The sequence below is a fragment of the Paenibacillus sp. FSL H7-0357 genome (genome assembly GCF_000758525.1).
Lineage (GTDB): Bacteria > Bacillota > Bacilli > Paenibacillales > Paenibacillaceae > Paenibacillus_AQ.
Map to the genome: position 1 here is coordinate 5,208,913 of NZ_CP009241.1, position 25,274 is coordinate 5,234,186.

Consider the following 25,274-nt stretch of genomic DNA (forward strand, 5'->3'; position numbering starts at 1 on the left):
CCCTTTCCGGGCGTTCAGGCGACCTAACATTAACGGTCGCGGAAATCAAACTGGCGTTCGAAGCAGTAGCGGATTATTTTTTGACGCTCGGAATCCGTGATGGCGGCAAACTTTAACATGACTAGATTACGCCCGCTTTCCAGCTGCTTTATCCGCACAACCTCACCTTCAAAGTTCACATGCTCGGTGCTGCCGTTTCGGTAAGGGACCAGCAGCCAACAGAACAGTTTGTCTCCCACCTCCACCTTTACTTTGGGATCACTGAGAAAAGAAGCTCCTCCTCCTCCGATATCATCGGTCCGTACCAGAAAACGGCTGCCCAGCGAATCCTTCACCGCCAGTTCAAGCTCGGCATTTACACGGAAGAAGCTGCGGCGCTGTATTTTGAAGATGGCATCCGTTTCCGGTTTGCGCACCCGGACCATCCGGATAACATCCTCTTTAAAGCCGAGTACATGCGTGTTGAAGTAATTTTTGATTCCGCCTTCGGTAAGAAAATATACAGAGAGCTCGTCCCCTATAAACAGCTTTTTCAGCCGCCCGTTGCTGGCCTGCATTGGAATTTCAATCAGCAAGGCCTCATCTTCCATATCTGCAATTCTGGATCTATATTCTAGTTCTGCTTCAGCCGCATCACTGGAAGCAATCTGTATGTATAGATATTCGTTAATTTTGGGATACAATCATGTCACCGCCACAGAGTTAGTAATAAATTCTTCATAATTATAGCATGGCCGTTTGCCCTCCGGTTAGAAATATTATTGCACAGCAGAAAGAAAAAAAGAGGCGGCATCCCCTAAAGGAACCGCCCCTCCCTCCCCTATCCCGTGTAGACAGGCTTCATTTATTTATCCTGAGCCCCCGAAGAGGTGCGAATCTCTTCGACCGCTTCTTCATTTCCATCCGCCGCATTGAGGTAAATCCGATACTGTGAACCATTGATTTTGCCGCCAAATTCATAGGTCAGCAGTTCAACAGCATCCTCATTCTCGATCCAGGCCATCCGGTTGTACAGTTCCTTGAATTCCGGATTCAGCTTCTCTCTGGCCTTGGCGAGGGACAGCTCAGGTTTTGGAATTTCACGTTTCTCCTGATGCTCACGGACATAATCGCTGGCTTGAAAGCCCACGGTTTCTCCGGTATCCAGCCCGACGCGCAGCGTCAATTTCTCAGGATAAATCAATACACCGTCTTTGCTGCTTACAAAAGTTAAATTCCCCAAATTATTGTATCTGTCAGCACTGACTGCCGTCATGCCGGCATAGCCCTTCTGCTTCAGAAACTCCCCGGCTTTGACGACAGCCTGCTTCATGGATACCTTGGCTGGTCCGACCTCGCGATTGTCATTGTACGAAATCAGCAGTCCGCCCTCCACCGTGAAGTCCATACTGATGGGAGCTTTGTGATTCGGAGGTGTTACAGTGGCTGTATAGGAAGCCCATTCGGTTCCCTTGCCATTCTCCCTAACATCCACCTTGGTATTAGCACCAGTATCGGCAAACTTTACAGCCTTGGCTTTGATATCCTCTGCCGTGACAGGTTTACCGCCCAGCTTCTTAACGGAACGCTTGTCATAAATGCTGGCAACAGAGGGTCCCCAGTCCAGCTCAGGGTAGGCCGCCACACGCTTGTCTACCGTCTTGAAGCCATCAATAATTGTATTGTCTTCCGCCTTTTCTTCTGTAGCAAGAGCTGACTCGACATCCATCCAACGCAGCTTATTGCTGATGACCTTGTTCTGTACCTCCTGCAGATCCTTGGAGATTTCACCCGAATTCTTATAGAGCGCCTTTAAATTCCCCATCTCAGCTTCGGTCAGCGGCTTCTTGGTGAAATCGCGGACAGCAGCTTTGTAAGAGAAATTGGAGATCTTGGAGAGGAACTCCTCTGTTTGGCTAAACGGCAGCAGCGTAAGCGGCAGTTGGTTGATCTCATTCTGCGCCTCGCTGGTAAGCCGCCATACATTGACAAGTCCTTTGCGGTGAACACCGTTAGAGGCCGAATTGACGGCAAGTGTATTTCCCAGCTCTCCATGAAGCCGCTCCACATGATAGGAGAGATCGTGAAAAGCCCGTTGATACTGGTTCTCTGCTTTAATCAGAATCGAATTTTTCTCCTGGTTCTCCTGATACCCCCACACCAGTGCGCCAATCAGCAAAAGCGCGGTAAGCGGGAACATTATGGCACTTAATCTTTTGTACATAGGGCTGCAAGACTCCTTTCGGTAGCTTATTGCCGTTAGTTTGACAATAACTGAGAAGTCTTATGCACCCGGCAGGCCGATAATATCAAGAGAATACTTCCAAGCAGCATTTCAGCCACATTCCTCGATCTGAAATCCGCTGCTGCTGTTGCACAGACATTGCTTGAAGCCGGTCTGGATGACTCCCTCTTCCTTGTTTCCTCTTAATATGTAGCTCTCGCCGCACTGCTTACAGACAATCCGAACTTTTACGCGCAAAAAAAAGACACCTCGCTCCTCTCTGGAATTCCTTGCTTACGGGAACTACCCTTCAAGTTTAAGTGTGTCCATCTCTATTACAGGTTAACCTCTTCCTCCCGCTTCAGAAAACGAAACGGCGAACGGTTGTTGGCCCGCGCCACCTTGCCCATCCCTCCGTACCACAATACGGCCATCAAAGGTACGATATACCAAATCCAGTAATTGGGCGACGTGCTGAGGATAAAATCATAGATTCCGTGCCACAGCCATGGCAGCAGCAGAGAGACTAGCAATATTCCTCTGCCTTTGCCCGGTTTCGAGAACTTGGCCCTGCCCATGTGGTAGCCCATAATGACCCCGAACATTGCATGTCCCGACACCGGAAGCAGCGCCCGCATAATCATTGAACCTATTGAAGCTTGACTGTACCAGGCGTACATTACATTTTCTATTGTTGCAAAACCGAGCGAAATCGCCACGGCGTATAGTATTCCATCATATGGCTCGTCAAATTCGGTATGGTTGTAAATCATATGGTACAGCACAAACCACTTCAACCCTTCCTCCACCCCGGAGGAAATCAGAAAAGAATCGACATAAGGTCCACTGTCCAGCCCAAGCGTAAGACCTCTCTGAATGATCATTACCGGAAAAACAATCAGCAGTCCAAGCAAAAACACCTTGACCACCATATGCAGCGGTTCCTGATCGTACTTGTCTTTCAGATAGAAAAAAGTCAGCAGGGCAAGTCCCGGTGCCACTGCCGACGAAATGACCGATAACCAAAGCACCGAATAACCTCCCCTGAAACTAGACCCATTTCTACTGCATTATCTTCCAATGGTCGAAGGAAGGCAGAAAGCACCCGCTGTCCTGCCGTTCCTCAATTGTTATTCCTGGCGCTTAAAGTGAGTGCACAACAATTGGATCGCATTTTCGGCCATAACCGTCTTTCCGTATTCATCCAGTACGGCCTCGGTAACCGGCGAAGAATCGCCGAACTCTGCCAATACGGCAACAAGTCCAGACAATGCCGGCTCCTCAAATTCCTTCGGATCGAAGTAAAGATACCATTTATTGTTATAAGAATACAGTTTCCCCTGGGAAGTAATATTGCCGATGAGTACATGTGCCGCTTCAACCAGAACCTCAAAATCGCGGAATGCATACACAATGGAGTCGCTTTGTTCAAGAGTAACTTCCATTTCATAGATCTCTTCAGGCAATTCTTCTTCTCCGGGCGCACCGTACTGATGGTGATCATATTTCCCCCGGGTCACAATAACGACCATACCTTGCGCGGGCATTGCGAACACTTCTACGGCAAGCGGACCGGTAGCGTCAAAACCAAGTTCACTATACGCTTGATCCATCATTTCCGTAAAAAGGTCATGCACCTTGGGAACTTCCTGCCACATATCTTCCTTCTGGATGCCCCGCTCGCTCAGGTCGTCAAAAGTGAGGAAAATCCGTATCTTATCTTGACTTAATCGCTCTATTCTCATGACAGGATCCTCCTTTTGCAAGCTCATTTGATATTAATGTATGATGAGTCCCGAGTAATGAGCCAAAAATGGTTACTATGTATGTATGTTATCATTTTGCTGCCATAAATGCACGTAAATAAATATATTTAATCACCCAATTGTGCCGGATTATTGATAAAAAAAGAATCATTTTGCGGATGGAATCCTCCCCAAAATGATTCTAGCGCTTTGCTTTGCGGTTACAAACCCGGTATCGCTGTATGTGTTTCTTTGAGAATCTGCTCTACTTCATGCTTTACATCAGGGTTGCTGCGGATGAAATCCTTCAGCATATTGAGGTTGGCTTCCTTGGATTTAACCGTGGACTCCCCCTTGTGATCGGCACTGCTCTTCAGCTCATGCGAGCCCTTGTCCTGGGAGCTGCCGCCGGCGGCGGTGTTTCCGAATCCGGTCATGGCCATGCCCAGAATTTTGTCCTTCGCTTTTTCACCGGCTCCTTGCATCGAACCGCTTGATCCGAGGGAGGACATCATGGCGCTGCGTTTTTTGGACATAATCATACTAGCGGCTGCACCCATCACCACTCCGCATAAAAATGACGAAGTATTCATATCTCTAACCTCCTTGTATGGTAAAATCATGCTTAGTGTTCGCGGAAAGATTCCGACTCATACAGCAAAGTTACAAGAAAGCGAGATGAAAAAAGTGGTTAAAGCGACATCAGCACTGCTGCTGACCGCCATTTTGCTGGCATCCTGCAGCAACGGCGATAACAGCGGCAAGACAGTGAACAACAATGCTCAGCCGACAGCGGCGGCAACTGAAACAGCATCGTCATCAGCTACGGCTCTAGCCGCTCAGGGGAATGATGCTGCGGAGGCAAGTGCCCCACCTCAGGCGACACCAGCCGGCTCTTCAAACACCGGAGGGACTGCGGGCGGAAGCACAGCCACGGATGGGCAGGCCACGACTTCCGGCGATGCAGGTACCGCTCAGCCAAGCGGAGAGACAAATCCAGCAGAAATCCCGCTCCTGTACCATATGAACAAAAATTACGACATTGTTCCGAATGAAGAAGGCACCAACAAGAAAGTCATCCTGCTGACCTTCGATGATGGCCCGAAGGAAGCCGAAATGATCAATCCGCTGATGGATACCTTGGACAAACACAAAGCTAAAGCGATCTTCTTCGTGAACGGCTACCGCGTCAAAGAACATCCCGAGCTGCTTGAGCTTATCCATAGCCGGGGCGGAATTATCGGTAATCACAGCTGGGATCATATCAAGCTGAAGGACGAATCCTATACCGAAGTGAAGAAACAGATCGAGGATGTGCAGAAGATTGTCAAGGAAGTTGTAGGCGAAACCCCGAATTTCTTCCGTCCCCCGCATGGAGCAGGCGGCGATGTCGGCAAGAAGGTGGCGGCAGAGAACGGACTGCTTTATATGACCTGGTCCGTAGGATCACTTGACTGGGAAATGAAAGAAAAGGATGCCAATAAAACGGAGAAGCTGATTACAAATGTTACCGACCAGCTTCATTCCGGAAGCAACATCCTGATGCATGAGCTTCCCTGGACCGTGGAAGCATTGGATACGCTGCTTACGAAGCTGGAAGCCAAGGGTTACAGCTTCGTAGATCCGCGCAGCATTGAGCTGAAGATGCGCTGAGTATTGCTGCGTCCCTGTTCTATATAGAAGACAATAAACAAGAGGTATCCAGCGCATGTTGCGGAGGATACCTCTTGTTTATCTGCATACATAACCCGATCCATTGCAGGCCAGCAGCCGCTAATCCGGCTCTCTTAACCTGATTGCTCAAGCGGTTCCCTGCCCTTTGCGCAGGGTCAGTACATGCATTTCTGCCGGACTGCCCCAGCGCAGCGGCAGATGAGCGGTGCCGAAGCCGCGGCTGATTAGCATTTGGACGAATGCTCCCGAGCTGTCCTTCCGCTCAAGCCGGTACATTCCGGCATTATATTGCTGGTAGAACGGATCTGTATGCCTCTGCCTGATCAATGGCAGAACCACCTGTCCACCATGCGTATGGCCGGCAAGAATAAGATCTGCGGGCAAGCCGGGCTGCTGGGACACCCAAAGCGGATCATGAACTAGGATAATCCGGCAGCATGAGGAGAGTGACTCAGGGACCGGAGCCAGAGGAGCATACGCTTTTTTGCCGCCTTTCTTCGGGAAATCCACACCGGTCAGCAGCAGACATTCATTTCCCCGTTCAAGTGTTATATTCTCATCGATCAGCAGGCTGGCCCCGCTGCCGCGGATAATATTGTCCACCAGCGAAATATTTGCCCGGTAATCATGGTTACCGTGAACGGCATACACAGGTGCAAGTGAAGCCACAAGCGCCATATTATCAACGAGACGGTTTATGGGACTCCCCTTCTCCGTCAGGTCACCTCCCAGAAAAACAGCATCTACTTTTCCATGTAAGGGATCGAGCAGCTTTTTGGGAAGCCGGCGGCGATGAATATCCGTGATAAACAGAATCCGGTAACCGTCAAATTCCGCTGGAAGTGAACCGAGAGATATTTCCTCGGCAATAATGTTCTTTTTAAATGCCGAAACTACCATAATTGCAGCTACTATACCCAGCAACAGGAGCAGGGCCACCATAATAATTATAACCCAGCCGGTTACCATAGAGTCCTCAATTCAGGAGCTCCTTCAAACCCCCACCAAAAGAGCGAAGCCAGCAGCATGACAAACATTACGATCAACGAGTTGACGAAGATTTTACTCAGGCGGATACGTTCGGAAGGGTAGGTCTGCGCACGGGAAGGCGTATCTTCCCCCTCCTGCTCTGCTCTATCATGCTTTACGGAGGTTTTAGCTGCGGTGCTGGAATGCCGGGCCTTCCTTGACAGCGTACCGGACACAAGAACAGGCGCTTCCGTCTCTTTGGGGGGAGATACGGCAGCTTGCTTTCTATTTTTACCTTTGACCGGAGCCTGGCCTTCGCCTTTATATTTTTTCTGGCGGGACTTCACCCGGCTTAAGTCGTCACTCATGATACCCTCCTGTAGCGAATCACCAGACCTGAGAACAGGTCGATGAAGAAATGACATAAAATCGGTGCCCAAATCGTTCCGGAATGGATGTATATATAACCAAGACCGTAGCTGCTGAGGAATACCCACCCGGTCGGAATCCAGTGCCGCAGATAACGTACATGAATAACTGCGAAAAGAATGCTCGTCCAGTAGGGACCCAGTCCATGCTGAATGGCACCGCGGAACAGGAGTTCCTCGCAAACTGAAACAACCGCTGCAATGACTACAATATGCCACAAAGGGCGGTTGCCGAACAACAACTGGTTAATTCCTCCGTCATCCATGCTTTCTTCTGGTACAATATAAGTCAGAATAAAATCCACAATCAGCATAATTCCTGCCAAACCAAGGCCCCAGTACACAAAATTTACACTGTTAGGAAAATTTAATATGTCAAACGGATTTCTTTTCTGCAATAATATCCATATCAAACCGATAAATAAGGTAAGGCCCTGTGTAATGTAGAGATTGATCAGCAGCAGCTTGTCGGTTAACGCTTGAGGATCGGCTTTTTTAATCTTTATGTCACCTAATTTGAATTTTTTCATTGTAACCTGCCTGTTCTATATTGTTTTTACATAAGATAATTTCCATAGAAGAAGGAGCACTAATTATGAACAGTCGTACCTCCCGCACTCAAATGTTATACACACTAGGTTTTGTATTTTTCCTGATATGCGCTTTCGCCGCTTTCTTTACGGGAGTGAAAGTAGGTGCAGACAAGACAGAAGCTAAATATTCCCACCTGATTGAAGCTGACGGCGCATCGGAGGAATTCTCCGGCTCTTACCAGCAGCAGGATCTTGTTACCTTCTATCATAACGTATTTTTGCCGTATCGTGAATTCAAGCGGAATTGGAACAAAGAGGTAGACAGTTTGTCACGCAGCACGGATGCCCGTGAGAACGCGGCCACACTGAAAAATCTCAGTATTCTGGCGGACAAGCAATATGAGAAGGTTAACCAGGATTCCATCTTCAGCGGCTCGCCACTCCTGTATCAATCCCAGCTTAACATACTTAAGAGCCTGACGCTCTTCTCCCAGGCTTCCAACAAGGTGTCTGCTGGATCATCAGGCACAGAAACAGCCAAAGCGCTGAAGAACGATAACTTCACGGCCAGTGCCATGCAATTCGGGCTGCTTGCCCAGAAGGATTTCTATGATTCCATGCTGAAGTGGGGTTCCAAGACCAACAGCAAAATCCCGGCGGTACCCAGTGAACTGAAGACGCTGTCCTTCATCCAATGGAAGAAGATGCCGCTCCTGCTTAAAAATGCTTCCATCGCCGAAATGATGCTGAACCGGGGAATTTACGCCGGTTATGATCCGCAGGATATCACGGCCAAAATAGACGACATGATCTACTCCGGCATGGCCAGCTCCCTGAAGCTGCAGGATGTACAATCCTCTGTTACACTGCTTATTTCTACCGGAGCTATACAGGAGCAGGACTTCATGAAGTGGCGTGAACAATATTATGGCAAAGAAACGATGCCGCAGCTTCCGTTTTTCTATGAATAAGACTAGTATATTGCATCATAACGAAAAATGAAGCCTACTTCAAGGCAGGCAGGTTGTAATAAGCCTATTGACACTTTTGGTGCCACCATGTTACATTATGAAAAAATTAATCAAGCAAAACCGATGATGGAACAAGGATGCTGGAAGCCTTCAGAGAGCCGGTGGGTGGTGCAAACCGGTGGCATACAGATATCTTTAGCGCTCCTGAGATATTGTATCGAACTATAAGTAGATGCAATCGGATCATCTCCGTTACCAGTGTGGCCTTTGCAGGCCAATGAGGCTGCTTCTTCAACGTTGCAGTGAATTAGGGTGGTACCACGACAACTCTCGTCCCTTACTACGGCAGTAGTATGGGGTTGGGAGTTTTTTTGTTACCCGGAATCCGTCTTTTGGCCTAAAAGGCCCAAATTTGGCAGGAGACCGACCTCCTACACTCTCTTTCTTTTATGCGACAGCGCGTTACTCCGTTATTCCGACATGCTTTTTACCCGTTTTGATGCTTCAGGTACTGTGGATTGCCTTATCAGGGCATCCTTGGCATATTAAGCTTTATCACTTTAAGGGGGACAAGAAACCATGTTTAAAGTATTAGTATCGGATCCAATCAGTGATTTGGGCATTCAGCAATTGATGGACGCAAACGACGTGACTGTAGACAAGAAGACTGGACTTAGTGAAGAAGAGCTTATTGCAATCATCGCCGAATATGACGGCCTGCTCGTACGCAGCCAAACCACTGTTACCGAGAAAATTATTGCCGCGGGCACAAACCTGAAGGTCATTGGACGCGCCGGCGTCGGTGTCGACAATATTAAACTGGAGGCGGCAACACAGCATGGCGTTGTGGTCATCAATGCGCCGGACGGAAATACGATTACGACCTGTGAGCATGCTTTTGCCATGATGATGGCACTCGCCCGGCACATTCCCCAAGCCTATGCCAAAACGATTTCCGGCGTATGGGATAGAAAGACATTCCTCGGCGTAGAACTACGCGGCAAAACACTGGGTGTTCTCGGCATGGGACGGATCGGCAGCGAGGTGGCCAAACGGGCCAAAGCCTTCGGCATGAACATTCTCGCTTATGACCCGTTCCTGACTCCGGACCGCGCGGAGAAGCTCGAAGTGAAGCTGGCCTCCGTTGATGACATTGTCCGTGGCGCTGATTTCATGACCGTGCACACACCGTTGACACCTGAAACCCGCCATATGATTTCCCGCCCGCAGTTCGAAGTGATGAAAAAAGGCATGCGCATCATCAACTGTGCCCGCGGCGGCGTAATCGACGAAATGGCATTGGTTGAAGCCATCGACAGCGGCATCGTCGCTGGAGCAGCATTTGACGTATTCGAGCAAGAGCCGCCACAAGCGGATCACCCGTTCCTCTCCCATCCAAAAATCATCGTGACTCCGCATCTGGGTGCTTCGACCGTAGAAGCCCAGGAGAATGTAGCCATCGATGTATCGGAGCAGGTGCTGCATATTCTGCGCAACGAGCCGTTCATTAACGCTGTAAACATTCCTCCGGTTGCGCCAAGCGTAATGAACAAGCTTCAGCCTTACTTCACACTGGGTGAGAAGCTTGGCAGCTTTGCAACACAGCTGACGGACGGCGCTATTCGTGAAATTCATGTTGAATATGCCGGGGATCTCTCGGATGTGGATACACAGCCGCTGACCCGCTATATTGTAAAAGGCGTGTTCACCCGCCACTTCGGCAACGATGTCAACATCGTCAACTCCATGCATCTGGCCAAAACGCGTGATGTGAATGTTGTCGTGACAAAGGCTTCCAAGACCAAGGGCTTCACTAATCTTATCACCGTTACGCTGAAGGCCGAACCGGATGAAGAACGCCTGGTAGCCGGAACATTGCTCCAGGGCTACGGCGAACGCATTGTCCAGGTCAATAAATTCCCGGTTGATATCGCTCCGGAAGGCCATCAAATTGTAATCTCCCACAACGACAAGCCGGGGATTATCGGTCTCGTCGGCACTCTGCTTGGACAAAACGATGTCAACATCGCTTCGATGCAGGTGGGACGTAAAATTGTCGGTGGTGCAGCTATCATGCTTCTGACCGTAGATAAAGAGGTGCCGCAGCATGTGCTTGTGAAGCTGGCTGGCTTGCCGGAAATCAACACCGCCGAAGAGGTCGTTCTGCTATAGAAGCTATTTCGTATCATCTATAGCTTCTGGGTATTAGCAAAAAAATCGCTCTTTCGAAAATGGAGGCATCTGCAGCCATTTCAAAAGAGCGATTTTTGTTTATTCCGGAACTTTGAATACCGGGACGACCCGCCCGTCAGCATCAGTGAATCCGTATTGTACCGCAAGGCTGCCTACCTGCTGCGGGATTCCCGTTATGGACATTACCTCTGGATCTGCAGCCAGCTGAACCACGGCCCGCCCGATATAGGCTGTGGACTCACTGGTTTGCAGCTCAGGCACCTCCTGCCAATGCTCTTCATCTGTATTGAGGCTCTCCAGCACCAGTTCAGTCCGCATCCAGCCGGGCGACAACGGGATCACGGCTATACCGTCTGCCGCAAGTTCTACCGACAATCCATAAGCCATGCGCACCAGCGCATTTTTAGCCAGATCATAATAGAAATTGTCAATGTATTTGTAGTGGTCCCAATACGTTGTATGAATAATAATACCACCGCTCTGCCGGTTGCTGCGCATTAGCGGAATCGCGTAATAGTTGGTCATCAGCTGCGCTCTGACTCCCGCATCGAACATATGGCTCCAATGTTCCAGAGGCAGCTCCCAGAAGGGTTTGCTCTCGATGGACAGCTCATTACCGCCCCATACATTGTTGACCAGGATATCCAGCCTGCCCTGCTCCGACGCTATCCGCCGGATGACTTCTTCCGTTTCGCTATCCCGGGTATGGTCGCAGCGGATCGCTTCACCCTGCCCTCCAACCGCCTTGATTTCATCAAGAACACTGTCTATCGTCCCTTTACGCCTTCCTTCTTGGGAAAGCCCCGTGCTTCTGCCTGTGATATACACATACGCACCTGCCTTTGCCAGCTCCAAAGCTATTCCCCTGCCGGCTCCCCTGCTTCCTCCGGTAACCAGTGCCACTTTCCCTTGCAGATTTGTCATACTACCGCTCCTCTCTTCTTTGTTGATCTTAGTATCATTGGTTCTTCTGCTTGCTATACTCATCATAAACTCTATATATGACATCAACTGACATATATATATGATAAAATGAAAAAAGATTGAAATTATATAGATTGAACATGAGAATTACATGTAGGGAAAAGTGGCGGAGGGGGATTTTGGAACTGCAGGAGCGACAGCGTCCGCCTGAAAGCTTTCCGCAGGAAAGCTCACTTCGGAAGCATGGGCAAGGTTTGGATTTCTACCGCAATTCGCGGTTAAATTCAGGAAATCCAAACCTAACAGCGGCCGGAAGTCCAAACATTCTCTGTAGTCACGGCCAATCCCAAAATAGAAGAATTATAAGTTCAATCTATATAGGGGGATACCCCCTATGAGGAGGACGTATGAGAGCAGACCGTTTATTATCCATATTGCTTCTGCTGCAGAACCGCGGCAAAGTCACCTCCCGTGAGCTGGCCAGCACCCTGGAGGTATCCGAGCGGACAATATTTCGTGATATGGAGGCGCTTAGTGCCTCCGGAATACCCGTGCTGGCAGAACGAGGCCGGGAGGGGGGCTGGATGCTCACCGAAGGCTACCGCACATCCCTAACTGGAATGAAGCCCAACGAAATAGGCGCTCTCCTGCTCTCTGCCGATTCGGCAATCTTGAAGGATCTTGGTATTCATGAGGATTTCACGATTGCATCGCACAAGCTGGAGGCTGCTGCCTCAGGGAATAAATCCCCTTCCGCCAACTATTTTAACCAGCGTATTCATATAGACAGTGAAGGATGGCTTTCATCCGAGGAAAGCTTCCCTTTTCTTTCAACCTTACAGGCAGCTCTTTGGGAAGACCGGAAAGTACGTATTTCTTATCTGCGAAATGGAGAAATAAAGAACAGAATCATTGGACTGCTGGGCTTGGTGGCGAAACGGGGGGTATGGTATGTTATCGGGCAGCATGAGGAGCTGTTCAGAACCTACCGGGTTTCGAGAATCGTTGCTGCCCAAATATTAGAGGAAGCTTATTCACGACCTGACGATTTTGAGCTGACGAGTTACTGGGAGTCATCTAAAGTATCGTTCAAATCCGCCCTTCCCAGTTATCAAGCCAAATTCACGCTAAAGTCTTCCTCCCTTCAAGCGTTAAGGCAGGAACGCTTTGTTACATTGCTGTCCATAGATGAATCTCCTGATTCTGCATGGCTGGAGGTCGAAGCTGAGTTCAATGTCATAGAAGCAGCTTGCCGAATCATGTTGTCCTTGGGTCCCCATGTGATCGTCAGGTCACCAGAGGAACTGCGTATAAAAGTATATAAGGCTGCACTGGAAACCGTCCTATTGGGTCGCCGGGTGAGTCGTCTTCCAGCTACTGATTCAATTTAGCGGCTTCATCAAGTTTCTTTAAAAACTCTGCCGGAGTGCATCTTCCATCCATTAAGGATTGATGGGCCTCCATTACTTTATTTTTAAATTCATTACTCCCTTGATCCTGGAGGGGGGTCCCGCTGGAAGTTGAAATGGAGCTAAAGATGTCTACCAGTCCTTTTTGCAGCTTATTTTCTGCCCCAGTCAGGTATTGATCGAATTTTTGAGCGGGTATCCCTGCTCCACTTTGCCAAATAAGCTTCGCCCAATTCTCTGGATCGTAGAAGTATTTCAAAAATTGTACAGCCTCCTCTTTATTCTTAGAATGGGCAGAGATCGAATATCCCCCGCCGAACCAGGCTGCGACATCCGTCAGCTTGCCCCTGTCAGAAGCGGGATACGGTGCAGCTGCAACATTATTCCGGAATTCTTCCGAGAAATTCTCATCCGTAGCAAGACTGGATTCCCAGCTCCCCATCAAAAAGAAAGCCGCTTTACCTTGTCCAAACAAGTTGCGGGCTGCGCCGTAATCCGCAGTCAGGAAGCCGTCCGCAAGTGTCTTCTCTTTCTGGAACCGCTGTAATTCTTTAGCCGCTGCAAGAAATTGTTCATTGCCTGTAAAGGTTGCTTTGCCCGCGAGAACCTCGTCTATTTTGCTGAAATCACCCGTATGCCGCTGAGCGATGTACTCGAACCAGATCGGTAGTGACCAGCCTTCAACGGCATTGGTTGTGATGGGATTAATGCCTTTCTCTCTTAACATCTTGCTTGCCTTAAACCATTCTTGTGTTGTTCCAGGAACCGGGATACCGGTGTCGGCCAATATTTTTTGATTGTAGTACATCACAAAGAAGTCGGTATTTCTAGGTAACCCGTATAATTCACCGTGCTGCTTAAATCCATCGAGTGAGCCGGAGACGAAATGGTAGGAGGTATAATCCGACTCGTTCAGCTTAGCCAACAAACCTGCATCAATTAAGGGTTTGATAAAAGAGGTCTGCCCCCAGGATTGAATAATATCCGGAAGAGCATTCGATGTAGCGTATATTTTAACTTTGGATTTATAAGGCTCATCCTGCAATGCCTCGACTTCTATTTTCACATTTCTATGTTCTTTCAAATAAGCGTCTATGATTTGCTGTTCGATTTTCCCCTGTCCGTTCTCGCGGTCAGCAAGGGCTGTGAATAATTTCAACGTGACAATTCCCGGTGTCTCTGTATTATTCTGAACTTTTAATGCAGGTGTCTTGGAATTCATATTCGTAATACTAAATATTGCGCCAGCTGTCAAACCGGTTATGATCAGTATGGATAGTACGCGGTATTTCTTTTTCATCCTCATCCTCTTCCCCACCTCTTGAGAAGTTATTATTTCTAAAATTTAGGGGACAGCACATATATTATTACCTTATTTGTAGTTATACTGATGATATTCTATGTAAAGTAGGGTGAGATAATATTAAACCTATCGTGACGCGTTATCGAGACATTTCACTGCAGTATAAACTACTGATCTGGGTCATCCCTCTGCTGATCTTTACTGTAGGTTTAACTGGCCTTTATTCCTACTATATTGCCGCCAATGAAATCGTCGATAAAATCCGTCAAGCGCAAAGCCACATGGCTGCCAAAACTACGAACCAGCTTGATTTTATCACCAGCGGTACTATTAGCACAGGTAACTTCCTGTTTCTCAATCCATCCTTACAACATTTGGTGACCACCAGTGATACACTCGAAGTAAGAGAGCAAATCTACAAATCCCTCCTCCCATTGATGGTCTCAAGCGAATCCTTTCAATCCTTGCTTGTTTATCGCTTGTCTACGGGTCAAGAAGATAATGGGCCGTTCGCCATTACACAAACCGGCATTGCCAGTGCTGCCTCCTTCGCCGAGTTTCAAGAAACCCGGTTTTTCAAGAACATTATGAAATCTGCCGGTGAGCCTATATGGGATATGTTGTCCCCTGAGGATCACCTGCTGCATGGAGACAGACATTATAAACTCGTGATGATCAAGCCCTTTAAGGATTTCAATACCTATAAACGAATCGGTGTGCTAATGATTGGGATCGATGCCGATCAACTCAGCAATAATCTTTTCCGCAAAGAAAATAATGCCTATCAGCTGGTTATCAATGACGATGGTGTGATTCTGGCTTCTACGGAGCTGGATAATTTGGGCGAACATATTGGTGATCTGCCCTATTTCCAATCTGCTGAACCGGCACTCTCAAAAGATGATGCGCTCAGCTACCTGCTGGATAGAGATGACTTGGTTGTCTCTCAGACCACTTCCCCGCTGACAGGCTGGCACTCTTTGGTGATACAGAATAAAAAGGATTTATTGAAAGAGCTCGATTATATCAAATCTATAACTGTTCTTATTATGGCAGTGTTTACGCTGGTAATGATACTGTGTACTTGGTTAATCGCCAAAATCATTACGAACCCTGTCAAAACATTAATTCTCTCGATGAAGCAGCTGCAGCTTGGAGACTTCAGTCAGCGGGTGAATTTTTCGGGGAATGATGAGATCGGCCAACTGGGTTACTGGTATGATACGATGGTCAAGCGTGTCAAAACCCTAATCGATGATGTATATACTTCACACTTAAAGCAAAAAGAAGCAGAGCTTAAAACGCTGCAATCGCAAATCAATCCTCACTTCCTGTACAACACTTTAAATATGATAAGCTGGACGGCGATGCAGAAGAATGAGCGGGATATTGCAGAAATGGTTCAATCCTTGTCCCAGGTGTTTAGGTTAAGTCTGAATAACGGCCAAGACAATGCCACTCTGCTTCAGGAGGTTGAATTCATCGAGAATTATTTATTTTTGCAAAAGAAACGTTTTACTACCAGATTTCATTTCTCCGTCACCCTGGATGAAGAGATCAGTCATTTCCAAGTCCCCAAATTATTATTGCAGCCTCTTGTTGAAAACGCCATCATTCATGCCATAGAACCTTTAGAGGGAAGCGGAATGATTGCGGTAGCCTGTTATGCTGAGGAATCGTGGATCGTACTGGAGGTTGTTGATAACGGGAAGGGCATGACTCCAGAACGGGTAAAGCAAATTTTATGTCATCCTAAACCGGTTACTCCTTCCATTGGACACTCGGGCCTCGCCTTAAGTAATATTCGCGAAAGGTTGAATCTGTACTTTGAGCTTACGGAATTTCACATTGAAAGCACCTTAGGTCTAGGTACGCGTATCCAAATCCGAATCCATAGAGGGGGTAACTAAACGATGCTCAGGTTGCTGATTGCCGAAGATGAATTATCATTCCGACAAGGAATTATTCAGATGATCGATTGGTCCTTTTACGATATTGAGATTGTGGGCGCAGCGAGGGATGGACGAGAAGCTATGACATTAATGAGAGAAAGGAAGCCGGATGTACTATTAACAGATATTCGCATGCCTTACATAAATGGACTGGAACTGATCCAGACTGCGCAGGAGGAGGGGCTGTCCTTCTATTCCATCCTGCTTACGGGGTACAGTGATTTTAATTACGCGAGGGATGCTGTCCGATATGGGGCAAGCGAGTATCTGTTAAAGCCCTGCTTACCTGAAGATATTCTCCAAGCCATACTTACAGTGAAGGAAAAGATCGATAAGGAACAAAGGGAAGGCTCCACGCTGCAGCAGCTCAATCAGAATTGGACAAAAAATATTCCGCTGCTTAAAAATCAAATTTTAAATCAGTGGCTTGCGAATCCCCCGCTCCTTCTCGGAGACAGGCAGAAAATCATACAAGAGATGGGAATCTCACTTAAACCTTTTAAGATTCATATTGGATTGCTGCGGATTGACACCCCGGACCACCGGAATGACTCCAAACTATATAAACGGGATATGGCATTGATTCGATACGCAGCCAGTAATATTCTGACCGAAACATTGCTGCCTCTATTCCATGGATTTATAGAACCGATTAGCTACGGAGAGGAATTATTATGGCTGGCCAACATCCCTGATCATGAGACCGATACCTCTTTGAAGAAAAAGATGGAAGAACTCCAAAAGAATATGGAGACCTTCTTGAAAATTTCCATCAGTATAGCCATCTCTTCCGTAAAACCATCTCTGGATGAAGTACATAGCGCGTACGCGGAAGCCATGGAAGCCATGGCAGGCCGGTTTTACAAAGGAAAAGGCGGGGTATTTCTTTTTTCCGAATATAATCAGCGCGGTCTGGTTCACACCTCCATCTTGGAGAATGAAGAATTACAGCAACTGGAGAAAGAAATAAAGCTCAACTTGGAAAATCATAATTATGAACAAGCGTTAGATCATCTGGACCATTGGCTGAATTATATCCGCAACACCTCCCAATATGACAAAACGGAAGTCAATCTGCGGGCCACGATCTTCATTCTAGAGCTGCAAAAATTCTCACAGGAACGTAATCATGCCGCCTTCGAATGGAAGGATGACCTCATTAACTGGGTGGAGAAAGTCCCCTCGATCGAGACATTAGAAGAGCTGGCTACCATTATGCAAAAAATTATTCAAAGCATCGTTGAAATTGACTCCCGGCAGAAGCCTCTTCACCGAACGGTTCAAGCTGCACTTGATTGGATTATTCAGAAGTACAACACCAGTATCTCGCTGGAATCTGTCGCTAAGGAAACTTATGTATCCAATACCTACTTAAGCTCTTTATTCAAACAAGAACTAGGGATTAACTTTTTGGATTATTTGCATCAATTCCGTGTGGAAAAAGCGAAGGAGCTATTGAAGCAAAACTACAAAATATATACAGTTGCCAAGCAAGTCGGGTATCAGGAGGAGCGGCATTTCAGAACTACTTTCAAAAAATGGACGGGTCTGACCCCAACACAGTACCAGAAAATGATCGGTTACCTTGAACCTACAAACTGAAGCTCAAAGCCTTGAAGTGGCTGATTGGGACACCTCGTTTTTTGAGCAGGATCAACGTCAGCACTTGGGTGGACGCTCCGCGAACGGACCGTTGTTCCAATCGCTGTGCTCTCCAGATTTTTTCCATTTCCCTTAGCGGTGAAAATCCGGGGACCAAGGCGACCGCTGCCGCTTTTCCACAATCAGTCCGTCCTCTCCGCTGTTTAAGCGGGAAACACACTTACAATCTTTATAGCAAGTCTTCTGAGATAAACATTAAAAAACTCAAACAAGTGATGGAGCTAGGCTGTGAGCCCGATGACGGAACTCGAAAGTGTATTTGACCAACTAAAAAATAACCGGGGCTTCCGGTACTTTCTGCTTCGTGGCACGGAAAAAGTAACGTTTGAGGTCGGTGGCTTTTGCTTGGCCACAATCTACTGAAGCAAGCCGCAAAGGACCAAAAACGCAGAGCAGCGATCCTCCAATAACACGGGAATCGCTGCTCTGTTGACTTTTACGGTTTTGAGAATGAAAGTGGTCTCTCTCCGCTCGTAGAAAATCTACTTTTGGGCCAGCTCCTTCTCTTCATTCAACTACAACAGCACTTAGTTATTGCAAATTATACATCTTATAAATCATAACTGATGCTTCAGCACGGGTTGCAGTCCCAAGCGGATTCACAAGGGTCCCGTTACCAGACACGATTCCATTCTTGACCAGCGTTGCTATGTCTTCAACCGCAAAGGGGGCGATCTTCGTAATATCATCAAATCGCGTTAAGTCCGCTGCTGATCCCTGTTCCAAATGAATCTGTGCAGCACCCAATGCCCGGGTGGCCAACGCCATCATTTCTTGTCTCGTGATGTTTGCTTCCGTTTCGAAGACATTGCCGCCTTTTCCTTGGACAATCCCGAGCTTCTTAGCTATGCCAATAGCCTCTGCATAATAAGCCGTGGATTTAACATCGGCAAAGTTATCACCTGCTACTTCTGTAAGTCCAAGTGCTTTGACTAATAATACGATAAAGTCCGCTCTTTTTATCTTTGCATTAGGGGCAAATGTCGTATCTGATGTGCCCTGTATCACTCCCTTGGACGCCAGAACCTCGATTGCCTGCTTTGCCCACCCGTGCTTACTGATATCTGTAAAAGATTTATTAACATACGCTACAGCAAATGTGCCGAAATGTGTCGTGGTGAAACTAACCATTCCGGTTTTTTCATCGTAACGACCGCTTGGAACCGATATTAGATTTCCTTGTCCATCGATATACCAGACAGTGATTTGCTCCTTATGGGCCAATTCCGTTGCCGAAGGCGTGTAAGGAATAGACACCGTTACCGGTGCTTTCGGATTATTCCATTCAATGACCTGATTACCGGCTCGTAAGGTCAGCCCGATTACGGGATGTTGCCCAATTTTTGCTTTTACCCCATCCTCAGTAATATCCGCTACTGCAATCGTTAATCCAATGTTGTCTACACCACTCGCAACGGTTCTGCTTAGCATGTTACTTGGCACGACTATCTTCCCAATGGCCGTAACAATTTCCAGCTTCGAGGTTAAAGTCCCCGTCGTCAGATTCTCAACAGGAAGAAGTATTTCGTATCCCTTTTGTCCTGCTAATTCCTCAACTTCTATAAAGACCGTTGGGACTCCTTTGACTGGCTTCGCAGCTTGTAGCGCTGCTTTCAAATCTGCACTTGCTATCGTTGTTGTTGCGCGGCCTGTGTTAGGATTTACTACAGGCTTCGGAGCTTTGATCATCGCCTTTTGCCCATTATCAACCGGGGTAGTCCCTGGGGTTATTACGGGATTTGTTACTGGGTTCGTCCCGGGATTCGGATTTGGATTATTAGTAATATTGAAAGTGAATTCACCGACAGCGCTATGATTCAAGCTGTCTTTAATAGAAACTGCTTTGATCGTCGTATCGGAAGTAACCGTAAGCGGTCCCTGATATAAGAGGCTTGTAGTCGTCGGTACGGTACCATCGGTAGTATAATAAATAGTTGCTCCTTTGGTTCTACTTGTTAGATTCACATTGACCAGGTTGTTATAGCTTCCCGCACCTGGACTTGCTTGCGGTGATGCCGCTGCTGCTGCATAGAAGGAGACATAACTGTCATCCATCCCCGCTTTTACGACAATAGCCCGAAGGACTTTCGCCGGTGTTACAGAGACAGGACCCGTATATAATGTGCTGTCCTTTGTTGGAAGTGTACCGTCTGTTGTGTAGTGGATTTTCCCGTCAACGATATTCGTATTGAGCTTTACGATTTGCTCGTCATCCCTTTGACTATCTTCATACAAGACATGAGGCGCTGCAGCCATTTCAAAAACTGGCGCCGGAGCGGAATCCGTTGGCTCAAGCTGGAACCGGTCCAAATTTACTCCGTCGCCATTAATGACAAGCCGAATGGTCTGCGTGCCTGCTGTTAAAGGAAGGATCGAAGCCGCTTCAGAATAGACAACCCAGCCACCAGTACTTGGCAAGCTTGTGGTACCGGTTGTTTGACCATTCGTCTGCAGCGATACGGAAACTCCGCCTTGTGGAGTCGCATAATTATATTTAATTTTGTAGTTGCTGGACTTCGGTACTGTAACTAAGTAATCCATATAGGTTCCCGCAGTTGTATAACCGAGGTTTGTAATTGGATCTCCTACTTGGATCACGTTCTGACCTGCTTTTACGAAACTCTCCGCTTCCACTTTCAAGATACCGTCCCCGTCCACGGAATGAGGGCTGACTTCTTCGACGATAATATGCTGCATTTCAAAGGTGCCCACACTGCCGAGAATTCTAATGATCTGCTCCCCTGCTTCCAAATCCGCCGAAGTACGTATGAGATTCCAATTATTAGGTCCGGAAGGAATGTTAAATGTGGCGAGCGTTGTATGATCAGATTTCATCTGGAAAGCACTGCCTCCACCACTTGGAACTACAGCATTTAACGTAAATGCATATTTGCCGGCTCTCGGAACATTAATCTTAAAGTCTACCCAGTCCCCAGCTCCTATGTCTGTAAATTTCCATCCCTCCGTAAAATTCACTCCTGAGAACTGATAGTAAACATCCGCGCTGACGGTCCCTGGTATTGGTGTAGCCGGTGTCTGCCTTGCAGTCCCTTTCAGCTTCACATGCGCTGAAAGCGGCTTACCATCAGTAGAATCAGAATAGGCGGTAGCCGGTACATTTAGGGTCAGGTTCACATCATTATAATAAGGCGTTCCATCCCATGCGAGTTTTACTTTAACCTTATCCGGGTTGTAAGTAGCGTAGGTAACAGAGGTTACTGTCACACCCTTATCCGTTGCCTCACCAGATAATGAAATGTCATTTACATTGAAGCTATTAAAGGTGCCTCCGCTAAGATTCAACGTTACTTCTTTGCCGCTCACGTCATAATCCAAAACATCCGGAGTAAGACTTAGCACTTTCTCCTCCCCAGGTACCGTTTGAACGTCACGGTTCCAACGGTAAGTGGCTACTGACTTGGGGGCTAGTGTTGCCGCAATTTGTGTTCCGTCACTCACCAGCTTAAACGTTTGTGTTGATGCCGTCTGGTTAATAACGACCGTAACGATCGTTTTCTTGTCCGGACTCATGAAGGATACATTCGTTACACTATCCTTATTACCGTAATTGCTGTCGATTCGAGTGTAGCCTGGTTTCACAAACTTCGTGAAGTGGCCCACGAAGTAATACTCCGGCGTCAGCCAATAATTATCGGTGTTCGACGAATCCTGAATTAACATCGTCGGATCCGGTGTTCCAACCCATTGGTGGGTGTTGACATCGCTATCAAGCATAAGGACCCATGAATTATAGCTTCTTGCCCAATTTCTGAAATACTGTGCAATCCGATCCGTACCTAATGTTCCCCATACTGCACGTTCCGTTAAGTAAACGTTCTTCTCGGGGTACATATCATGCAGCTGAGACATAAGCCCAAGATCGCCGCCGTAATCATGGAAAGCAGTTCCGTCAATCGCTGCGTAGTTCTCAGAATCAGCCAGCATTGGAGCCGGATAAGACATCGTGTCGCCCGGGTTGTGGTCGAATATCCATAACTTCACGTCCAGTCCTGCTGCTGTAAGCTTCTGCTTCAGCAGCTTGGCAAGCTCCGCTTCTTGTTGCCAAGGCATTTTCGTACTGGGATATTCGATTTCAAGAAGCGGCTCGTTCTGTAAGGTCATCGCTTCGATAACAATCCCTTGTTTCTTATACTCTTGAATGAATTTGACATAATAGTCCGCGAGTACAGGCAGATATTCATCCTTAACCTGCCCTTTAACCATGCTGTCAGTGGTCTTCATCCAGCCTGGAGGACTCCATGGTGAAGCGAAAAATTTGAGTTCCGGATTGATCGCCACCATTTTCTGCAATGCCGGAATAATACCGAAGTCGATATCCTTCTGAATTGAGAAATGACTTAAGCTTGTGTCCGTTTCACCCTTTGGCATATCATCATAGGAATAAAACTTCTGTGCTGTAAAGTCAGCCGAACCAATCGTAACGCGCATCATACTCATGCCAATACCTTCAGTCTTGCTAACTAGCTTCTTCAGTAATTCGTCCTGTTTCGCTGGTGACATCTTGAGCAGATTGTAAACAGTCGATTCTTCCATCGATGTTCCAATCCCCATCATCGACTGATATTCTTTGTTTGGATCAATAGTAATCGTTGTAACTTTAGGGTCAACAGCCGTTCCAACCTCAGTTAAGTCGATATTAGCTTGCTGTTCAAGCTTCTTGTCGCCATCCTGCCAACGAGGATCGTAATACCATCCCATATCCCCGGAATCCCGTTCAGTGGTCACCCAGTTCTCTACTGCGTTCGCCTGTATGACCGGTGCCGGGGTTACAATTCCCCCACTATCAATTTCTGGCGCTGCGGGTGAGAAGCCTTTGGAACCAAACCAGTTTAAGTTTAGTCCGCCCGCCTTAAGCACTAACTTAATCTTCTGAACACCTGCTGTAAGGGCAATGTCATGAACTGTAGTCGTCTTCCAGTTCTGCCAGGCTCCTGTGCGGTTTACGGATAACTCACCGAGTTTCACGCCTGACTCATTTAGAATGTTAAATCCGGTATTATCACCTTCACCGGCATGGCGGAAATCTATATCAAACACTCCATCTGTTGGAACGTCGATCAGATATTCCATCCAGTCCCCTGCATCTGCGTAGCTAATATTTTGGCCTCCACCCACATCAGCAGTGCCCTCTAACTGTATCCCTTGCTGTTGTATGAAGCTCTCCGCCTCTACTTTCGCGTAGAGGGCGTTGCCCGGTTTTTGCGGAAGAGCGGGTAAAACAGGTGTTGGTTCGTTTTTAGTCAATCCATACCCATAATCAAACAGAATATATTGCTGTTCTAAATTCGAGGTGCCTGCCTTCAAAGCCGAGTATGCCTCTGTGTAGAAAGGCCAACGAATCGGTAATTTACCTGTGAATTCGTAATCACCGAAAAGGACATCAGCTACTCCCTGCCCCTCCGTTCCCGGCAGCCAAGCTTCAACCAGCCCTGCAATATCCTCCAATTGATCATTTATGATCAAAGGCCTTCCGGATACGAGGACAACAATCGTCGGAACCCCAGATTTGCGGATATTATTTAACGTAGCAATATCTTCCTTATCCAATTTGAGACTGTTCAGGCCATCACCATTTGATTCGGCGTACGGCTTTTCACCGATAACAGCAATCGCGACATCATTGCCCGCTGCGCCACGGCCATGTTTGTTATAGGTTACCTTCTTTGATTCACCAGCTGTGTTCTTAATCCCCTGAAGGATCGTGGTTCCTTCCGTAATTTTTCCGGATAGACCCTGCCAGCTGATGGACCAGCCACCCGACTGTATGCCGATATCATCCGCACTTTTTCCTGCGACAAAAATCTTGTTCATATTCTTAAGCCGGGAAAGGATCGGCTGACCATTTACCTTATCGTTCTTCAGGAGAACGAGGGATTCGCGCACTGCCTTCTGGGCAAGCGCACGGTGTGATTTAGAGCCGAAGGTAGTCTCAAGACTCTGATCCGTCATCGGATGCTCAAATGCACCTGACTCGAACTTAACGCGCAAAATACGCGTTACTGCGTCATCTATACGGCTTTGACTAATTGATCCATCCTCTACAAGTGCCTTCAGGTGAGTGATGGTTACTTTCCAATCGGCTGGCATCATCAACATGTCAACGCCGGCATTCACAGCTACTTTAATCTGGTTCTTCAATCCACTGACAGCATTTCCATCCCAATCCTTGTTGATTTGCTGCACGGCATTATAGTCCGTAATAACAAAGCCCGTGAAGCCAAGCTGGCCCTCGCCTGTACCCTTCAGCGCATCGGTGAGAATACGTTTGTTCGCGTGCATCTTCAATCCTTGGATACTGTTATAGGAAGCCATTACCGTCCTTGCCCCAGCTTCTATAGCCTTTTTGTACATAGGCAGATTCAGGTCGAGCACTTCCTGCTCAGTCATCCCGGTGATATCGCCCTGATTCACTCCATTATCCGTTAACCCTTCTCCAAGAAAATGTTTTGCGGAGGCGATCACCCGATCACTATTCTTCAACTCGCCAATGGTTTTTCCCTGCAGTCCCTTTATGTACGCAGAGGCCATTTCAGCTACAAGGGACTGGTTGTCACTGAAGCCTTCATACGTCCGGCCCCAATTTATATGTTGCGGATCAGCGATGGTAGGACCAAAGATCCAATTCGTTCCAGACGCTTTAGCCTCCTGTGCGGTTGCGATCCCAATTTGTTCGACAAGTTCTGTATTTCTTGTGGCTCCTAAACCTATATTATGTGGGAATAAGGTCGCACCCATGATATTGTTCTGACCATGTACCGCATCAACCCCATAGAGAAGCGGGATACCCAGTGGTGTTGATAAGGCACCTGCTTGATAGGAATCCACCAGTGCCTCCCACTTCTCACGAGTACTGTCTAATTGCTTACCGTTCGGGAAAGAACCCCCGCCACTGAGAACCGAACCTAAGTGATACTTCTTGACATCTTCCGGCGTGACGGATGCACGCTCCGCCTGCACCATTTGCCCGATTTTCTCATCCAGAGACATCCGTCCCAGCAAGTCTGCCACTCGGGTATCCACAGGCAGTGAGGCTTTATAATAGGGAACCAGGGCTTCCGTAGTTGACGCTGCTGCATAGGAAGTTGCAGGTGCTGCTCCTGCAAATGTTGACCACAAAAGAAGTATAGCGGTGGCCGAGGAAATTGCGCGTTTCAACATTTCATATTGCCTCCTTCAAAAGTAGTGAGCACTGAAATCGAATACAAATTTCCCTTTCGAACAGAACCTCCTTAGGCAATTGTTATATAGCGATTGAAAGCGTAATCATTTATAATCATAATTTCAGCA

The 25,274-nt window shown here is 47.5% G+C and carries 18 protein-coding genes, 1 pseudogene and 1 other annotated feature; of the genes and pseudogenes, 7 read left to right on the plus strand and 12 right to left on the minus strand.

Annotated features, from left to right (window positions below; genetic code table 11):
• Window positions 1–29: 29 nt before the first annotated feature.
• The 6 genes from H70357_RS22905 to H70357_RS22925 all read right to left on the minus strand — a co-directional run bounded on the left by H70357_RS22905 (window position 30) and on the right by H70357_RS22925 (window position 4,541).
• Window positions 30–683, minus strand: a complete 654-nt coding sequence (locus H70357_RS22905; protein WP_038594544.1) for a flagellar brake protein — start codon at window positions 681–683, stop codon at window positions 30–32.
• Window positions 684–844: 161 nt separating this feature from the next.
• A complete protein-coding gene (gene ypeB / locus H70357_RS22910; protein ID WP_038594546.1) occupies window positions 845–2,203 on the minus strand; it encodes a germination protein YpeB in 1,359 nt (452 codons plus the stop codon).
• A gap of 111 nt (window positions 2,204–2,314) precedes the next feature.
• Window positions 2,315–2,461 (minus strand): hypothetical protein, encoded by a 147-nt coding sequence (locus tag H70357_RS36375; protein ID WP_179091702.1) that lies wholly within the window; start codon window positions 2,459–2,461, stop codon window positions 2,315–2,317.
• Window positions 2,462–2,538: 77 nt separating this feature from the next.
• On the minus strand, window positions 2,539–3,234 hold the full coding sequence (gene prsW / locus H70357_RS22915; protein WP_038594548.1) for a glutamic-type intramembrane protease PrsW: 696 nt from the start codon (window positions 3,232–3,234) through the stop codon (window positions 2,539–2,541).
• A 99-nt stretch (window positions 3,235–3,333) separates the two neighbouring features.
• On the minus strand, window positions 3,334–3,948 hold the full coding sequence (locus tag H70357_RS22920) for a genetic competence negative regulator (protein ID WP_038594550.1): 615 nt from the start codon (window positions 3,946–3,948) through the stop codon (window positions 3,334–3,336).
• A 221-nt stretch (window positions 3,949–4,169) separates the two neighbouring features.
• A complete protein-coding gene (locus tag H70357_RS22925; protein ID WP_038594552.1) occupies window positions 4,170–4,541 on the minus strand; it encodes a hypothetical protein in 372 nt (123 codons plus the stop codon).
• 94 nt (window positions 4,542–4,635) lie between these two features.
• Here H70357_RS22925 and H70357_RS22930 point away from each other — a divergent pair, with 94 nt between their 5' ends.
• The gene (locus H70357_RS22930) at window positions 4,636–5,601 is read left to right on the plus strand and encodes a polysaccharide deacetylase family protein (RefSeq protein WP_231578503.1); all 966 of its coding nucleotides are present in this window, start codon (window positions 4,636–4,638) and stop codon (window positions 5,599–5,601) included.
• A gap of 147 nt (window positions 5,602–5,748) precedes the next feature.
• Here H70357_RS22930 and H70357_RS22935 read toward each other — a convergent pair whose 3' ends face one another.
• The 3 genes from H70357_RS22935 to H70357_RS22945 are packed head-to-tail and all read right to left on the minus strand — an operon-like array spanning window position 5,749 to window position 7,549.
• Window positions 5,749–6,591 (minus strand): metallophosphoesterase, encoded by an 843-nt coding sequence (locus H70357_RS22935; RefSeq protein WP_052092203.1) that lies wholly within the window; start codon window positions 6,589–6,591, stop codon window positions 5,749–5,751.
• Complete coding sequence (locus tag H70357_RS22940; RefSeq protein WP_038594556.1) at window positions 6,585–6,959, minus strand: hypothetical protein; 375 nt, start codon at window positions 6,957–6,959, stop codon at window positions 6,585–6,587. The genes H70357_RS22935 and H70357_RS22940 overlap by 7 nt, the downstream gene beginning before the upstream one ends.
• The gene (locus H70357_RS22945; protein ID WP_038594558.1) at window positions 6,956–7,549 is read right to left on the minus strand and encodes a CPBP family intramembrane glutamic endopeptidase; all 594 of its coding nucleotides are present in this window, start codon (window positions 7,547–7,549) and stop codon (window positions 6,956–6,958) included. Before H70357_RS22945 ends, H70357_RS22940 begins: the two co-directional genes overlap by 4 nt.
• 65 nt (window positions 7,550–7,614) lie before the next feature.
• On the opposite strand from H70357_RS22945, the gene H70357_RS22950 reads away from it, so the two are divergent.
• Window positions 7,615–8,523: a hypothetical protein gene (locus H70357_RS22950; protein ID WP_038594560.1), complete on the plus strand. Its 909-nt coding sequence runs from the start codon at window positions 7,615–7,617 to the stop codon at window positions 8,521–8,523.
• Window positions 8,524–8,637: 114 nt separating this feature from the next.
• Window positions 8,638–8,864: a binding site (T-box leader), on the plus strand.
• A 238-nt stretch (window positions 8,865–9,102) separates the two neighbouring features.
• Complete coding sequence (serA, locus tag H70357_RS22955; protein ID WP_038594562.1) at window positions 9,103–10,695, plus strand: phosphoglycerate dehydrogenase; 1,593 nt, start codon at window positions 9,103–9,105, stop codon at window positions 10,693–10,695.
• A 99-nt stretch (window positions 10,696–10,794) separates the two neighbouring features.
• Here the strand turns inward: serA and H70357_RS22960 are convergent, their stop codons facing one another.
• Window positions 10,795–11,640 (minus strand): SDR family NAD(P)-dependent oxidoreductase, encoded by an 846-nt coding sequence (locus tag H70357_RS22960; protein ID WP_038594564.1) that lies wholly within the window; start codon window positions 11,638–11,640, stop codon window positions 10,795–10,797.
• A gap of 407 nt (window positions 11,641–12,047) precedes the next feature.
• On the opposite strand from H70357_RS22960, the gene H70357_RS22965 reads away from it, so the two are divergent.
• The gene (locus H70357_RS22965; protein WP_038594566.1) at window positions 12,048–13,031 is read left to right on the plus strand and encodes a helix-turn-helix transcriptional regulator; all 984 of its coding nucleotides are present in this window, start codon (window positions 12,048–12,050) and stop codon (window positions 13,029–13,031) included.
• Here H70357_RS22965 and H70357_RS22970 read toward each other — a convergent pair.
• Entirely contained in the window at window positions 13,015–14,349 is a 1,335-nt protein-coding gene (locus tag H70357_RS22970) for an ABC transporter substrate-binding protein (protein WP_038594568.1), read from the minus strand. The genes H70357_RS22965 and H70357_RS22970 overlap by 17 nt on opposite strands.
• A 134-nt stretch (window positions 14,350–14,483) precedes the next feature.
• Here H70357_RS22970 and H70357_RS22975 point away from each other — a divergent pair, with 134 nt between their 5' ends.
• From H70357_RS22975 to H70357_RS37195, 3 genes and pseudogenes are all read left to right on the plus strand, one after another.
• Window positions 14,484–16,262 (plus strand): sensor histidine kinase, encoded by a 1,779-nt coding sequence (locus H70357_RS22975; RefSeq protein ID WP_038594570.1) that lies wholly within the window; start codon window positions 14,484–14,486, stop codon window positions 16,260–16,262.
• Between the two features lie 3 nt (window positions 16,263–16,265).
• A complete protein-coding gene (locus H70357_RS22980; RefSeq protein WP_038594572.1) occupies window positions 16,266–17,906 on the plus strand; it encodes a response regulator transcription factor in 1,641 nt (546 codons plus the stop codon).
• 285 nt (window positions 17,907–18,191) lie between these two features.
• Window positions 18,192–18,376: pseudogene (locus H70357_RS37195) on the plus strand (transposase); the annotation flags it as partial.
• Window positions 18,377–18,497: 121 nt separating this feature from the next.
• On the opposite strand, the gene H70357_RS22985 reads toward H70357_RS37195, so the two are convergent.
• Window positions 18,498–25,145 carry a glycoside hydrolase family 3 N-terminal domain-containing protein gene (locus tag H70357_RS22985; protein ID WP_038594574.1) on the minus strand — a complete coding sequence of 2,216 codons (6,648 nt, stop codon included), beginning with the start codon at window positions 25,143–25,145 and terminating at the stop codon, window positions 18,498–18,500.
• Between the last annotated feature and the right edge of the window lie 129 nt (window positions 25,146–25,274).